Raw genomic sequence first — 14492 nt, forward strand, 5'->3', positions numbered from 1 at the left:
CCTTCGGCTTGCCCCCGGACGCTCCTCGCTTGAGTCAAGGGCGATTGGCTTTTGTGATCTGCTGCTACTGCTTGCGCGCTTCTTCGCGCAGCACGAACTTCTGGATCTTGCCGGTGGAGGTCTTGGGCAGCTCGGTGAAGATCACCGTCCTGGGCGCCTTGAAGTGCGCCAGGCGCTCGCGGCAGTGAGCGATGATGTCGGCCTCGGTCACCTCGCCATAGCCCACCTTGAGCTTGACGAAGGCGCAGGGGGTCTCGCCCCACTTCTCGTCGGGCTTGGCCACCACCGCGGCCTCCTCCACCGCCGGGTGCGAGTAGATGGCGTCCTCCACTTCGATGGTGGAGATGTTCTCGCCGCCGGAGATGATGATGTCCTTGGAACGGTCCTTGATCTCGATGTAGCCGTCGGCATGCCAGACGGCGAGGTCGCCGGTATGGTACCAGCCGCCCTCGAGGGCCTGCTCGGTGGCCGCCGCGTTCTTCAGGTAGCCCTTCATCACGTTGTTGCCGCGCATCAGGATCTCGCCGATGGTCTCGCCGTCCTTGGGTACCGGCTCCAGGGTGTTGGGGTCGGCCACGCAGAGCGCCTCGAGCATGTGGTAGCGCACGCCCTGGCGGGACTTGAGCTTGGCGCGCTCCTCCATGGGCAGCTCATCCCAGGCGGCGCGCCAGGCGCAGGAGGTCACCGGGCCGTAGACCTCGGTGAGGCCGTAGACGTGGGTCACGTCGATGCCGAGGTTCTCCACGCCGGCGATCACCGAGGCGGGCGGCGCCGCGCCGGCGGTGGTGACCTTCACCGGGTGGTCGAAGTCGCGCTTCTGGTCGTCCGGCAGGTTGACCAGGCCGTTGAGCACGATGGGGGCGCCGCTGAAGTGGGTCACTCCCTCGTCGGCAATCAGGTCCATGACCCGCTTCGGCTCGACCTTGCGCAGGCAGACGCTGGTGCCGGCGGCGGCGGCGATGGTCCAGGGGAAGCACCAGCCGTTGCAGTGGAACATCGGCAGGGTCCAGAGGTAGGTCGGGTGGTGGGGCATCGCCCACACCAGGATGTTGCTGACCGCGTTCAGGTAGGCGCCGCGGTGGTGGTAGACCACCCCCTTGGGCTTGCCGGTGGTGCCGGAGGTGTAGTTGAGCGAGATCGCCTGCCACTCGTCCTCGGGCAGCCGGTAGGGGTGGGCCGGGTCGCCCTCGGCCAGCAGCGCCTCGTACTCCACCTCGCCGATGGACCGGCCCTCGGCCAGGAACTGCTCGTCCGCCACGTCGATGATCAGCGGCTTGTCCTCGAGCTTGGCCACCGCTTCCTGGATCACATCACTGAACTCCGGGTCGACCAGGATCGCCCTGGCCTCGCCGTGCTCCAGCATGTAGGCGATGGCCTCGGCGTCCAGGCGGATGTTCAGGGTATTGAGCACGCAGCCGGCCAGGGGCACGCCGAAGTGGGCCTCGAACATCGCCGGCACGTTGGGCAGCATCGCCGCCACCGCCTGGCCGGGCTTGACGCCGCGCTTCGACAGCGCCGAGGCGAGCCGCCGGCAGCGCTCCCAGGTGGTGCCCCAGTCGCGGCGGATCTCGCCGTAGACCACCGCCGGGTAGTCCGGGTAGACCGAGGCGGTGCGCTCGATGAAGGTCAGCGGCGACAGCGCCACGTGGTTGGCCGGCGTCTGCGGCAGGCCCTGTTCGAAGATGCTCTGGCTCATGATTGGCTCCGTGGAGGTGTGTCCGGGAAGCACGCCGCCGGCGCGGGGCCGGCGGCGAGGGGAAGGCAGAACTACTGGGCGGCGGCGTCGAAGGCGGCGAGGCTCGCCATGCCGGCCTCGATCACCGCACGCTGGGCGCGGCCCACCGGCAGCCACTGACGGATAGCGTAGTCGGCGCTCTGCTGCTTGGCCCGATAGAACGGTTCGTCGCGGCCGTTGGCGATGGCCGCGCTGGCCTTGAGGGCCGCCTCGCCCATCTGCCAGGCGCACAGCACGTGGCCGGCCAGGTTGAGGAAGGGGGTGGCGTAGGCCTGGACGGCATCGGCGCCCTGCTCGGGGTCGGCGCCCGCTTCCAGCACCACAGCCATGGCGGCGCGCAGGTCGGCGGCGCCCGCGGCCAGGCTCTCGCCGAGGGCGGCGTGGTCGGCGTTCGCCGCGAGGGCCGCTGCGGTCGCTTCCACCCGGTCGATCAGGCCCTCGAGGGCCGCGCCGCCGTCGCGCTGCAGCTTGCGCCCGGCCAGGTCCAGCGCCTGGATGCCGTTGGTGCCCTCGTAGATGGGGGCGATGCGCGCATCGCGCAGCAGCTGGGCGGCGCCGGTCTCCTCGATGAAGCCCATGCCGCCGTGCACCTGGATGCCCAGCGAGGCGACCTCCACGGCCTGGTCGGTGGAGAAGCTCTTGACCACCGGGATCAGCACGTCGACCCGTGCCTGGGCGGCGGCACGCTCACCCTCGTCGGCGGCGTGGCGGGCCAGGTCGAGCTGGGCGGCGCAGTAGAGGGCGAGTGCACGCAGCGCGTCGGTACGGGCGCGCATGGAGAGCAGCATGCGGCGTACGTCCAGGTGGTCGCTGATGGTGCAGTCGCTGCGGCCGGAGCGCGGGCTGCGGCCCTGGGTGCGGTCCAGAGCATAGGCGAAGGCGTGCTGGCAGGCGCGCTCGGCCACGCCGATGCCCTGGATCCCCACCTTGTGGCGGGCCTCGTTCATCATGGTGAACATGTGGTTGAGGCCGCGGCCCTCTTCACCCACCCGATAGCCGATGGCGCCCTCCCCCTCGCCGAAGCTCAGGGTGCAGGTGGGGGAGCCGTGGATGCCCAGCTTGTGCTCGATGGAGGCGCAGGTGACGTCGTTGCGCTCGCCCAGCGAGCCGTCCTCATGGACGAGGAACTTGGGCACCAGGAACAGCGAGATCCCCTTGTTGCCCTCGGGGGCATCGGGCTTGCGCGCCAGCACCAGGTGGATGATGTTCTCGGCGGCGTCGTGCTCGCCCCAGGTGATGTAGATCTTCTGGCCGAACAGCCGGTAGCTGCCGTCCTCCTGGGGCACGGCGCGGGTGCGCACCTTGGAGAGGTCCGAGCCGGCCTGGGGCTCGGTGAGGTTCATGGTGCCGGTCCAGGTGCCCTCGACCAGCTTCGGCAGGTAGGTGGCCTGCTGCTCGTCGCTGCCGTGGTGGGCCAGGGCCTCGATGGCCCCGGCGGTGAGCATGGGGCACAGGCCGAGTGCCATGTTGGCGCCGTGGAGCATCTCCTGCACGGCGCTGGCCACCACCTCGGGCAGCCCCTGGCCGCCCAGCGCCTCGGAGACGCCGATGCCGTTCCAGCCGCCCTCGGCGTAGGCGCGGTAGGCGTCGGCGAACCCCTCGGGGACGGTCACGCTGCCGTCGTCGCGCCGGGTGCAGCCCTGGCGGTCGCCGCTGGCGTTGAGCGGGGCCCACACCTCGCCGGCAAGCCTCGCGGCCTCTTCCAGCACGGCCTCCACCAGATCGGGGCTGGCCTCCTCGAAGCCGGGCAGCGAGAGCGAGCCGTGCTCGAGCAGCTCCTCCAGCACGAAACGGAGGTCGCGGACGGGGGCGGCAAAGGGGGTCATGGAAGCACCTCTGGGAAAAATGATAACGGCGATAGTAGATTCACTACTTTTCGCCGGCCATTATCCCAAGGTCTTACCCCCCCCCGCCGTCCCGGCCTCAGCCCCGGGCGGGCAGCGGCTCGATGCCGGGCAGCTCCTCCTGGGCGGGCGCCTCGGCGGCCTCGGGCTCGTCGAAGTAGGCGATATGCGCCTCGTCGGGCGGCGGCGGGCCGACCAGCGGCTCGGCCACCGCCACCTCGGGCACCGCCCCGGAGAGGTCCTCCACGTGCTCGTGTTCCATGGCCCCCTGCATCAGCTCCTCGGTCACCGCCAGCTCGGCGCCCACCGAGGACATCGGGGTGGAGGGCGAGAACGGCGCCACCGGCACCGGTGCCGGGCGCACGCTGCGCCGCCAGCCGAAGAAGGCCACCAGGAACAGTCCCAGGGCGCCGAAGGCCCAGAACAGGCCGGCATCGCCCAGGGCCCCCATCACCGGCGAGACCAGCGGCGGGCTCAGCGCCGAGCCGATGGCATTGATCAGCAGCAGGCCCTGGCTCATGCGCACCAGGGCGCCGGCCGGGGCACGGTCGGCGGCGTGGCCCACCGCCACCGGGTAGAGCGAGAAGACCCCGCCACCCAGCAGGAACAGCAGCCCGGCCAGGATCCACAGGTTCATCGGCAGCCACAGCACCGCCGCCGAGATCAGCGTGCAGAAGGCGCCGATGGCGATCAGCACCAGCTGCCGGTCGTGGCGGTCGGACCAGCGGCCCACCGGATACTGCAGCAGCATGGCCCCCAGCACCACCACCGCCATCATCTGGCCGATCCGGTCCACCGGCAGGCCGATGCGCTGCAGGTAGAGCGGCAGCAGGGTGTAGACCGCCGCCACCGCCACCCCCGAACCGAAGCTGCCCATCACCCCGGTGGGGGTCAGGGTGATCAGGCGTAGCGGCGAGAGCGGTTCGGCCTTCTCGATCAGCGGCGAGACCCGCGGGATCATCGCCATGGGTAGCACCGAGAGCGAGGCCAGCATGGCAATCACCATGAAGGAGGCCGCCCCGCCCAAGGCCTCGGTGACGCCCAGCAGCAGCTGGCCCAGCACCCCGGCGGCATAGAGCGAGATCATGTAGAGCGCCAGCAGGCGGCCGCGCACCTTCTGGTCGCCGGCGGTCAAGAGCCAGCTCTCGATCACCAGGTAGACCCCCACCGTGGCCCAGCCGCCGATCAGGCGCAGCAAGAACCAGGCCCAGGGATGCTCCACCAGCCCCTGCAGCAGCACGGTGACCGCCACCAGCGAGGCGAAGCTGCCGTAGGCGCGGATATGGCCGATCCGCAGCAGCAGGCGGTCGTTGAGCATGGCGCCCAGCGCCAGGCCGATGAAGTAGGCCGAGGAGACCCAGCCGATCACCACCGCCGACTGGCCGGCGGCGTCCAGGCGCAGGGTGATCACCGTGGCCAGAAAGCCGTTGCCGATGCCGAGGATGAAGAGCCCCAGCAGGGGAGCCAGGGCCATGGCCAGCAGTTGCCGCGACATGAAGAGCCTCACAGCGAAGGGGGAAAACGGGAAGGGTGGCAGAAAGTGCCCCGTCTCGCCCGCCCGGAGGGGGCGGCGAGGTCGCAGGAGCGCTTCCGAAGCGCGCGAATCATACGCTCGGCTGGCGGCGAGTCAATCGCTTTCCTACCCTTCCGGCGACATGACAGGATTTTCCTCCGCCATGGCTCGAAAATTCGGCAAGAACCTCCGGAAATCGCCTCGTCCGCCTCGCGTGTCAGGCCTTGCGCAGCAGCGCCACGTCGGCGGCGGGAAACTCGACGGCCATGCCCCGCTCTTCGGCCAGCCACCGGAAGGTCGCCTCGCTGAAGAAGGCCACGTGGGTGGAGTCGAGGATGTAGTGCCAGCGCGTGAACGCCTCGCGATCGGTGACCCGCTTGGTCATCACCCCCAGCCAGCCCTCGGGGCGCAGCCGGTCGACCAGGCGCGCCAACTCCTCCCCCGGCGCGAAGAGGTGCTCGACCACCTCGGTGGCGGTGATGAAGTCGTATTCGGCTTCCAGCACGCTCGCATCCGGCGCATAGAAGGGGTCATAGATCGCCATGGGGTGCCCCGCCTCCTCGAACATCACCGAGAGGGTCGGCCCGGGGCCGGCGCCGAAGTCGAGCCCCCGGGCGCCGGGGGGGAGCCGCTCGCGCAGCGGGTCGAAGAGTCGCGACAGGAAGCGGCGGTAGCCCGGGTCGTCCGGGGAGTTCTCGTGCTGGTCGTAAACCGCCCGCTCCTCCTCCGGGCCGAGGTGGAAGGCCGGCGGCACGAACACCAGCGCGCAGTGCCGGCAGCGGAGGTACTCACGCCGCGCATCGCGATGGTAGAAGGCCGTGTCGGCAGATGCGCATAGCGGGCAGGTCAGCATCATCGTATCCTCTGTGCCAGAACAATCCCCCAAGGAGAACCGAATGCTGTCAGGTCTGGATCACCTGGTCATCACCGTGACCGACATTTCCCGCGCCGTGGACTTCTACTCCCGGGTGCTGGGACTGGAGGTGCGCTATCGCGACCGCGAGCGCGTCGACCTGATCCTCGGCGACCTGGCCCTGCGCCTGCACTGGACCGCCACCGACATCGAGCCGCGGGCGGCGACCCCGACTCCGGGCAGCATCGACATCTGCCTGCGCAGCCTGCTGCCGCTGGACGAGGTGGCCCGCCACCTCGAGGCGCTGGAGGTGGAGGTGGAGCTCGGCCCGGTCCCCCGCCAGGGCGCCACCGGCCTGCTGGAGTCGCTCTACCTGCGCGACCCGGACGGCAACCTGATCGAAATCAGCCGCCCCCTGCGCCCGGAGAGCCCGGCGGAAGACGCCGCCGACTGAGCCCGCCGCCGGTGGCATTGTGGCCGGCGGCCGGTATCATGGGCGCCTGACACTCGCCCAGCTTCAGGGACGACCCATGAACGACGATTTCCGCCATGACGGGGTCCAGAACGACAACGTCATCCTCGAACCACGCAAATCCCCGGACACCACCATGCCCATGGTGGTCTACGCGCTCTACCTGGCCAGCTTCGTGGTGGGCTTCACCTCGGTGATCGGCGTGGTGATCGCCTACGTCTACCGCGGCAAGGGGCCCGCGTGGCTCGACGAGCACTACCGCTACCAGATACGCACCTTCTGGATCGGCCTGCTCTACGCCACCCTCGCCTCGATACTGGTGCTGGTGGCCATCGGCATCCCCCTGCTCATCGCCCTGGCGGTGTGGCTGATCGTGCGCTGCGTCAAGGGCTTCCGCGGCCTGCAGGAGAAGCGCGCACCGGACAACGTGGACACCTGGCTGTTCTGACCCATGGCCGAGACCCGCTCGACATCCCTGCAGGCCCGCGCCATCGGCACGCTGTGGAAGGCCCTGGCCGGCCGACGGCTAGGCACCCTGTGGCGCCTCTCGCGCCTGGCCGGCCCGCTGGTGCACCGCTTCAGCCGGCGCGAGCGCGAGGTCACCGAGATCAACCTGGCCGAGGTCTACCCGGCGCGCAGCGCCGCCGAGCGGCGCAGACTGGCCCGGGAGAGCCTGACCCACTCCACCGCCACCATGCTGGAGCTCGGCTTCGCCTGGATGGGCGCCCCCGAACGGGTCGAGGCGTCGATCCTCGAGGTGCATGGGCGTGAACTGCTCGACGAGGCCCGCGCCGAGGGGCGCGGGGTGATCGTGCTGGCGCCGCACTTCGGCAACTGGGAGGTGCTCAACTTCTGGCTCTCCGGCCACTTCCCCTTCACCGCCATGTACGAGCCACCCAAGATCGCCGAACTCGACCCGGTGATCCGCCGGGGCCGCGAGCGCATGGGGGCGAGCCTGGTGCCCACCAACCCCCGGGGCGTCGCCGCCCTGCTCAAGGCGCTCAAGCGCTCGGAGGCGATCGGCATCCTGCCCGACCAGGAGCCGGACTGGGGCAGTGGCGTCTTCGCCCCCTTCTTCGGCCGCCCCGCCTACACCGCCACCCTGCTGCCCAAGCTGGTGGCGCGCACCGAGGCGCGGGTGGTCACCGGCGTCGCCCGGCGCATTCCCGGTCGCGGCTTCGAGATACACTTCCTGGCCGCCGACGAACGCGTCTGCTCCCCGGACGAGGCCGAGTCCGCCACCGGCGTCAACGCCTGCGTGGAGGCCGCCATCGCCCTGGACCCGGCCCAGTACCAGTGGGAGTACAAGCGCTACCGCAAGGTAGTCGAGGAGCAGGAAGGCGTGCCCAACCACCAGGCGTTCCGGCTCTACTGAGGCTCTGGCTCATCACTCCCGCCCGTAGCGGTCGTCCAGGCGCACGATGTCGTCCTCGCCCAGGTAGCTGCCGGACTGCACCTCGATCAGCTCCAGGGGAATCAGCCCGGGGTTCTCCAGGCAGTGCACCCGCCCCACGGGAATGAAGGTCGACTCGTTCTCCCCCACCAGGAAGGTCTCGTCGTCCAGGGTCACCCGGGCGGTGCCGCTGACCACGATCCAGTGCTCGGCGCGGTGGTGGTGTAGCTGCCGCGACAGCCGGGCACCGGGCTTCACCGTGATGTGCTTGACCTGGTGGCGCTCGCCGGCGTCCACCGTCTCGTAGTGGCCCCAGGGGCGGAAGACCGTGGGGGTCTGGCGGGTCTCCGGGCGGCCACCGGCCTCGAGGCGGTCGACCAGGCCGCGCAGGGCCTGGCTGCTGGCGCGGTCGGCCACCAGCACCGCGTCACGGGTCTCGACCACCACCAGGTCCGCCACTCCCAGGGTCGCCACCAGCCGCGACTCGGCATGCACCAGCAGCCCCCGGCTCGCCTCGCAGACCACGTCGCCCTGCAGGGCGTTGCCGTCAGCGTCGTGAGGCAGCACCTCCCACAGCGCCTGCCAGGAGCCGATGTCGCTCCAGCCCGCGTCGAGCGGCACCATGGCCGCCCGGTCGGTGCGCTCCATCACCGCAACGTCGATGGAGTCCGCCGGGCAGGCCAGGAAGGCCGCCTCGACGGGGCGCAGGAAGTCCAGGTCGGTGGCGGCCCCGGCCAGGGCCTCGCGGCACGCCGCGAGGATCATTGGGGCGTGGGTGGCCAGGGCCGCCAGGGCGTCCGCCGGGCGCATCACGAAGATGCCGCTGTTCCAGTAGTGGTCGCCGGCGGCGAGGAAGGCCTCGGCCCGCTCGATCGCGGGCTTCTCGACGAAGCGAGCCACCACGAAGCCTTCACCGCCCAGGGGGTCGCCGGCCTGGAGGTAGCCGAAGCCCGTCTCGGCGCGGGTCGGCACCACGCCGAAGGTGACCAGCCGCCCCCGGTCGGCCAGGCGGGCGGCGCTCGCTACCGCCTCGCGAAAGGCGCCCTCGTCGCCCAGGTGATGGTCCGAAGGCAGCACCAGCAGCGGCCCCTCGCGCCCCTCGCCATGGGCCAGCAGGGCCGCCAGGGCGATGGCCGGGGCGGTGCCGCGCCCCTCGGGCTCGAGCAGCAGGGTCGCGCCCTGGACGCCGGCCCGGCGCAGCTGCTCGGCGGCCAGGAAACGATGCGCCTCTTGGCAGATGACGATGGGCGGTGCCAGCGGCAGCCCCTCGAGCCGGGACAGGGTGCGGGCCAGCAGGCTGCGGTCCTCCTCCAGGGAGAGGAACTGCTTGGGGCGCGCCCGGCGGGACAGCGGCCAGAGCCGCACGCCGTTGCCGCCGGCCAGGATCACGGGGGTCATCATGGGCCAAAGTCCTCGTGCAGCCAGTGGCGCAGGGCATCCAGGCCGGCGAACGCCTCGTCGGAGGCGGGTCGCATGCCGGCCACGAAGCCCCGGGCCAGGAAGGGGGCGAGCAGTGAGGCATCGCCGCTGATCACGTGCACCGGCACCCCGAAGCCGGCCTCGTCGCCGATGACCAGCGGTGCGGCCGGGTGGTCGCCCAGCAGGATCAACAGGGTGTCGTCGTCGACGAACGCCTCGGCCCAGCGGGCGCTGGCATGTAGAGCGTAGTCGAGGGAGCGGGCGTAGTGCTCGCGCACCCGCGCCAGGTCCTGCCAGAGCACGTCGGGGGAGTCGCCGGCGTCCGCCCACCGATGAAAGATGCTGCCGTCGCCTACCGCGTCCCAGTCGTCGAGCACCGGCAGGATCGGGGTCCAGGGGGCATGGCTCGAGATCAGGGCGACCTGGGCGAACAGCGGCGCCTCCCGGGGCTGGCGGATGCGCCGCTCGAAGTGGTGGAGGGTGAACTGGTCGGGCATGGTCACCCAGTGCAGCGGCGGCCCGGCGTAGTCGATGTCCGCGGCGGCGTGGAGCTCGTCGAAGCCGTAGGCCTCGCCCTCGGGCCAGGCCAGGGTGATGGCGGGCATCACCGCCAGGGTACGGTGGCCGGTGGCGCGGAAGTCATCCACCAGGGTCGGCCGGTCACTGGCCAGCATCAGCCGGTACCAGAGCGAGTTGTCGATCTCGAGGCCCCCCAGGGTGCTGGCATGGGCGAGCCAGGACTGGCCGCCGCGGATCGGCGCCTCCAGCACCCCCGTGGCCACCGACAGCCCGGCGGCCGCCAGGCGTTCGGCCATCTCGTCGAGCCGCGGCGCCACCACCTCGGCGAAGGGGTCATCGAACACCGCCGAGACCCCGTAGGATTCCACGAACACCAGCAGCACGTCGCGCCCGGCCAGCCCCGGCAGCGCGGTGGCCCGGGTGGGGGCCGCCGCCATGCGCGCCGAGAAGTCGCGTTGGGCGCGATGGGTCTCGACCAGCTGTTCGCCCTGGAAGCGCAGGGTGTCCATGACCGGCGCCCGGGCCACGGGCAGCCAGCGCTGGTGATGCCACTGGGCCGCCATCAGGGCGGTGCTGGCCACCAGCAGCAGGGCGGCCACCGTTACCGCCGCAGCACCGGTGGCCTGCCGCTGGCCGGCCCGGAATCCCCGGTTCAGCGCCCAGCCGATCAGGCCGACCAGCAGCAGGCCCGCCAGGGAGGCGACCCAGGCCAGCCAGGTCCCCAGGTTGCCCTCCAGCAGGTGGAAGACCGAGCGCAGCAGCGGCAGGTCCAGATAGAGGTTCAGCGAGCGCCCGAAGGCCAGGTGAGTGGCCGCATCCCCAAGGCCGGCGAGCACCGCCACCAGCACGGTGAGGGTCAGCAGCGGACGCAGCCAGGGAAGCCGACCGGCCGGCAGCAGCACCAGCAGGGCCGTAAGCAGCACCGCCTCCAGGGCGACCCAGCGGGTGGCGATCTCCCCGAAGCGCAGCCACAGGGGCAGCAGCAGCAGCAGGTTGAGCAGGACGGCAAGGCCCAGCAGTCGCAGCATCGCGGGGAGATCCTCGGGTTCGGAAGGCTCGTGAGCCAGGCTTGGGCCGCCGGGGCGGACGTGTCGGGCCACCCTGAGAGCGTAGCCCAGGGAAAACTATGTACATATCAAAAGATATGTACAAGACTTGTACCATAAAGATCCTCGCCAGCCGCGCGTGCAGGATCCACCGTCCGAGACGACACTGTTCTGCAGCACCAGCCAGCAAGCCCGGGAGAGACGCGATGCCCCTGAGACGACACCCCCGCCTGACGGCATGCCTGCCCATGGCGCTGCTGCTGGCCTCGCCGGCCGTCGCCGCAACCGACCCGGGGGAGGTCGACGCCCTCTTCGCCACCGTCACCGAAAAGGCCGAGGCGCTGGCCGCCCGCCCCCACGACCCCGGCACGGGCGCGCTGCCCGAGGCGCTACGCGACCTGGACTACGACACCTACCGGCAGATCCGCTTCCGCCCCGAGGCGGCCCTGTGGGACGACGAGGGACTCTTCTCGGTGCAGCTCTTCCACACCGGCTTCCTGTTCGAGTCGCCCGTCCGGCTGCACACGGTGGATAACGGCGAGGTGACCGCGCTGGACTTCGACGCCGCCCGCTTCCGCTACGACGATGCGGCCGCCGGGCTGCCGGAGCGGGACCTCTCCGGCGCCGGCCACGCCGGCTTTCGCCTGCACTTTCCGCTCAATCGCGCCGAGTATCAGGACGAGTTCGCGGTGTTCCTCGGCGCCTCCTACTTCCGCCTGGTGGGCCGCGGCCAGGGCTACGGCCTCTCCGCCCGGGGCCTGGCCATCGACACCGCCCTGCCCCGGGGCGAGGAGTTCCCGGCCTTCCGCGAGTTCTGGCTGGTGAGGCCGGCCCCGGAGGCCACCCGCATGACGGTGCTGGCCCTGCTCGACAGCCCGTCGCTGGCCGGCGCCTACCGCTTCGACATCGCCCCGGGGCGCGATATCCAGGTGGAGGTGACCGCCCGGCTGTTCGCCCGCCGCGACGTGGAGCGGCTCGGCGTGGCGCCGCTGACCAGCATGTTCGCCCACGGCGACACCACCCCCCGGGCCGTGGACGACCACCGCCCGGCGGTACACGACTCCGACGGCCTGCTGGTGCTCACCGGAGGCGGCGAATGGATCTGGCGGCCGCTCACCAACCCCCGCTCGCTGCGGGTCTCCTCGCTGCTCGACCACGACCCCGGCGGCTTCGGCCTGGCCCAGCGCGAACGCGACTTCGACCGCTACCTGGATCTGGAGGCCCGCTACGAGCGCCGCCCCAGCCAGTGGGTGGAGCCCCTGGCCCCCTGGGGCGCGGGCCGCGTGCAGCTGGTCGAGATCCCGGCGCCGGACGAGACCCACGACAACATCGTCGCCTTCTGGGTCAGCGACACGCCGCTTGCCGCCGGCGAGCACCGCGAGCTGCGCTACCGCACCCACACCTTCGGCGCCGAGCCCGCCGCGGCGGCACCGGCCCGGGTCATCCGCACCCGCCAGGGCTGGGGCGGCGTGCCCGGCGACCCCAGCCCGCCGCCCCGCAGCCGGCGCCACTTCATGGTCGACTTCGCCGGCGGGGAGCTCGAGGGGCTCTCCCCCGACCAGCCGGTGGAAGCCGAGCTCTCGGCGAGTCGCGGCGAGGTCCACCACCTGCAGGCCCGCCCCCTGCCGCAGGGCCGCGGCTGGCGCGCCTCCTTCCGCCTCGACCCCGACGGCCGGCAGCCCAGCGACCTGCGCCTGCGCCTGAGCCTGCACGGCGAGGTCATCAGCGAGACCTGGAACCATGTCTGGCATCCCGACGAGCAGCGCTAGGCTCGCCGCCCGCCGCGGGCAGGATGCCGGCCTGCCCTGGCTGGCCACGCGCCGGGCGCTGTTTGCCCTTCTCGTCGCCCTGACCACCCTGGTCGGCACCGGGCTGATGTGGCGCATCCTGCAGCCGGGGGGCATCACCCCGCTGCAGTGGGGCATCCTCGTGCTCTTCAGTGCGATATTTGCCTGGATCGCCGTGGGCTTCTGGACCGCCGTGGCCGGCTTCCTGCTGCTCCTCGCCGATCGCGACCCGCTGACCCTGGCCCGCCGGCCCCGGGTTGCCGACGAACGCGCCCTGCCGATCACCCGGCGCACCGTGCTGGCCATGCCGATCCACAACGAGTCACCCGAGCAGGTGGTCGCGGCCCTCTCGACCACCGCCGAGTCGCTGATCGCCACCGGGCAGGCGCATCACTTCACGCTCTTCGTGCTCAGCGACACCACCGACCCGGCCATCGCCGCGGCGGAGGCCCGGGCCATCGCCGGGCTCCAGGCTGGCCTCGCGGGCCGCCTGGCCCTGCACTACCGGCGCCGCGCCGGCAACGCCGGGCGCAAGGCGGGCAACCTGGCGGAGTTCTGTCGTCGCTGGGGGACGGGCTTCGACTTCATGGTGGTGCTGGATGCCGACAGCCGCATGGAGGGCGAGACGCTGCTGGGGCTGGTCCGCGCCCTGCAGGCGCGCCCCCGCGTGGCGCTGATCCAGACGGTGCCGCTGCCGGTGCGCCAGCTCACCCTGTTCGGCCGCCTGTCCCAGTTCGCGGCCAGCCTCTACGCGCCCATGCTGGCCGCCGGTCAGAGCGCCTGGCAGGGCGATGCCGCCAACTACTGGGGGCACAACGCCATCCTGCGACTGGGCGCCTTCATGGACCATGCCGGCCTGCCCCGCCTGCCCGGCCGCCCGCCGCTGGGCGGCGAGATCCTCAGTCACGACTTCGTGGAGGCCGCACTGCTGCGCCGCGCCGGCTGGGAGGTAGAGCTCGAGACGCGCCTGACCGGCAGCTTCGAGGAGATGCCCGGCAACCTGCTCGACTATGCCCGGCGCGACCGGCGCTGGACCCAGGGCAACCTGCAGCACCTGCGCCTGCTGGCGGCACCCGGCCTGCACCCCCTGAGCCGGCTGCACTTCCTGCTCGGCGCCACCGCCTTTGTCTCCTCGCTGCTGTGGCTCGTCATCCTGCTGGCCGGCAGCCTGGACGCGGTGTTGATCGCCCGCAGCGAGCCCGCCTACTTCGGCAGCGGCGAGCAGCTCTTCCCCTTCTGGCCCCGGGCGCGGCCGGAGCTGATCGCCGCGCTGCTGGCGATGACCGCCACCCTGCTGCTGCTGCCCAAGGGGCTGGGCCTGCTGCTCGCCCTGGGGCGACGCGCCGCCGGCTTCGGCGGGCGAGTGCGCCTCTGTGCCAGCGCCCTGCTGGAGGGGTTGGCCGCCATCCTGCTGGCGCCGATCATGATGGCCTTCCACAGCGCCTTCGTGATCGGCGTGCTGACCGGCACCAGCGTCGAGTGGGGCACCCAGCACCGCGAGGGGCGCGCCGTGCCCTGGCGAGCGGCGCTGCGCCACACCGCCCCCTTCGCGCTGCTCGGGGCGCTGTGGATCGCCCTGGTGACCTGGCAGGTGCCGGTGCTGGTCGCCTGGCTGGCGCCGGTCTGGGTGGGCCTGGCGCTGGCGCCGCTGCTGGTGCGGGCCAGCGGCAGCCGCCGCACCGCCGCCGGGCTGGAGCGAGTCGGCCTGCTGCGCACCCCGGAGCCCCGGGCCCATGCCGGGCTGCTGGAAGCACACAGCAACCTCGCCGCCGGCGACGCGACCGATGCCGAGACGCTGGCCCTAGGGCCACCGCCCCCCGAGTGCCACGGGGAGATGCCCAGCCAGATACTGGATCGCGCCAAGGCTGTAGATTCTGACTCTGGTGAGGGGCGCCGGGGGCAGGCCGAAGA

Annotated in this window: 11 protein-coding genes; 5 read left to right on the forward strand and 6 right to left on the reverse strand. The window is 71.6% G+C overall.

Features of this window, described 5'->3' with window-relative positions; all coding sequences use genetic code 11:
* Nucleotides 1-64: 64 nt before the first annotated feature.
* From BDK63_RS17500 to BDK63_RS17515, 4 genes are all read right to left on the reverse strand, one after another.
* The gene (locus tag BDK63_RS17500) at nucleotides 65-1696 is read right to left on the reverse strand and encodes an acyl-CoA synthetase (RefSeq protein ID WP_183334330.1); all 1632 of its coding nucleotides are present in this window, start codon (nucleotides 1694-1696) and stop codon (nucleotides 65-67) included.
* A 71-nt stretch (nucleotides 1697-1767) separates the two neighbouring features.
* Nucleotides 1768-3561, reverse strand: coding sequence for an acyl-CoA dehydrogenase (locus BDK63_RS17505; RefSeq protein WP_183334331.1), 1794 nt, complete (start codon nucleotides 3559-3561; stop codon nucleotides 1768-1770).
* Nucleotides 3562-3658: 97 nt separating this feature from the next.
* Nucleotides 3659-5074 carry an MFS transporter gene (locus tag BDK63_RS17510; protein WP_183334332.1) on the reverse strand — a complete coding sequence of 472 codons (1416 nt, stop codon included), beginning with the start codon at nucleotides 5072-5074 and terminating at the stop codon, nucleotides 3659-3661.
* A 235-nt stretch (nucleotides 5075-5309) separates the two neighbouring features.
* Nucleotides 5310-5948, reverse strand: a complete 639-nt coding sequence (locus BDK63_RS17515; RefSeq protein ID WP_183334333.1) for a class I SAM-dependent methyltransferase — start codon at nucleotides 5946-5948, stop codon at nucleotides 5310-5312.
* A 40-nt stretch (nucleotides 5949-5988) separates the two neighbouring features.
* Here BDK63_RS17515 and BDK63_RS17520 point away from each other — a divergent pair, with 40 nt between their 5' ends.
* From BDK63_RS17520 to BDK63_RS17530, 3 genes are all read left to right on the forward strand, one after another.
* On the forward strand, nucleotides 5989-6399 hold the full coding sequence (locus BDK63_RS17520) for a VOC family protein (RefSeq protein ID WP_183334334.1): 411 nt from the start codon (nucleotides 5989-5991) through the stop codon (nucleotides 6397-6399).
* Between the two features lie 76 nt (nucleotides 6400-6475).
* The gene (locus BDK63_RS17525) at nucleotides 6476-6865 is read left to right on the forward strand and encodes a DUF4870 family protein (protein ID WP_183334335.1); all 390 of its coding nucleotides are present in this window, start codon (nucleotides 6476-6478) and stop codon (nucleotides 6863-6865) included.
* 3 nt (nucleotides 6866-6868) lie between these two features.
* Entirely contained in the window at nucleotides 6869-7792 is a 924-nt protein-coding gene (locus BDK63_RS17530; RefSeq protein WP_183334337.1) for a lysophospholipid acyltransferase family protein, read from the forward strand.
* Between the two features lie 12 nt (nucleotides 7793-7804).
* Here the strand turns inward: BDK63_RS17530 and BDK63_RS17535 are convergent, their stop codons facing one another.
* Together BDK63_RS17535 and BDK63_RS17540 are read right to left on the reverse strand one after the other, a co-directional pair.
* Entirely contained in the window at nucleotides 7805-9211 is a 1407-nt protein-coding gene (locus BDK63_RS17535) for a mannose-1-phosphate guanylyltransferase/mannose-6-phosphate isomerase (protein ID WP_183334339.1), read from the reverse strand.
* A complete protein-coding gene (locus BDK63_RS17540) occupies nucleotides 9208-10776 on the reverse strand; it encodes an alkaline phosphatase family protein (RefSeq protein WP_183334341.1) in 1569 nt (522 codons plus the stop codon). Before BDK63_RS17540 ends, BDK63_RS17535 begins: the two co-directional genes overlap by 4 nt.
* 224 nt (nucleotides 10777-11000) lie before the next feature.
* Between BDK63_RS17540 and BDK63_RS17545 the strand changes: the two genes are divergently transcribed.
* Nucleotides 11001-12563: an OpgD/OpgG family glucan biosynthesis protein gene (locus BDK63_RS17545; protein ID WP_246386297.1), complete on the forward strand. Its 1563-nt coding sequence runs from the start codon at nucleotides 11001-11003 to the stop codon at nucleotides 12561-12563.
* On the forward strand, nucleotides 12535-14492 hold a 1958-nt coding region (mdoH, locus tag BDK63_RS17550), incomplete at its 3' end, for a glucans biosynthesis glucosyltransferase MdoH (RefSeq protein WP_183334343.1). The genes BDK63_RS17545 and mdoH, both read left to right, overlap by 29 nt.

Source organism: Halomonas campaniensis (assembly GCF_014193375.1).
GTDB lineage: Bacteria > Pseudomonadota > Gammaproteobacteria > Pseudomonadales > Halomonadaceae > Halomonas > Halomonas campaniensis.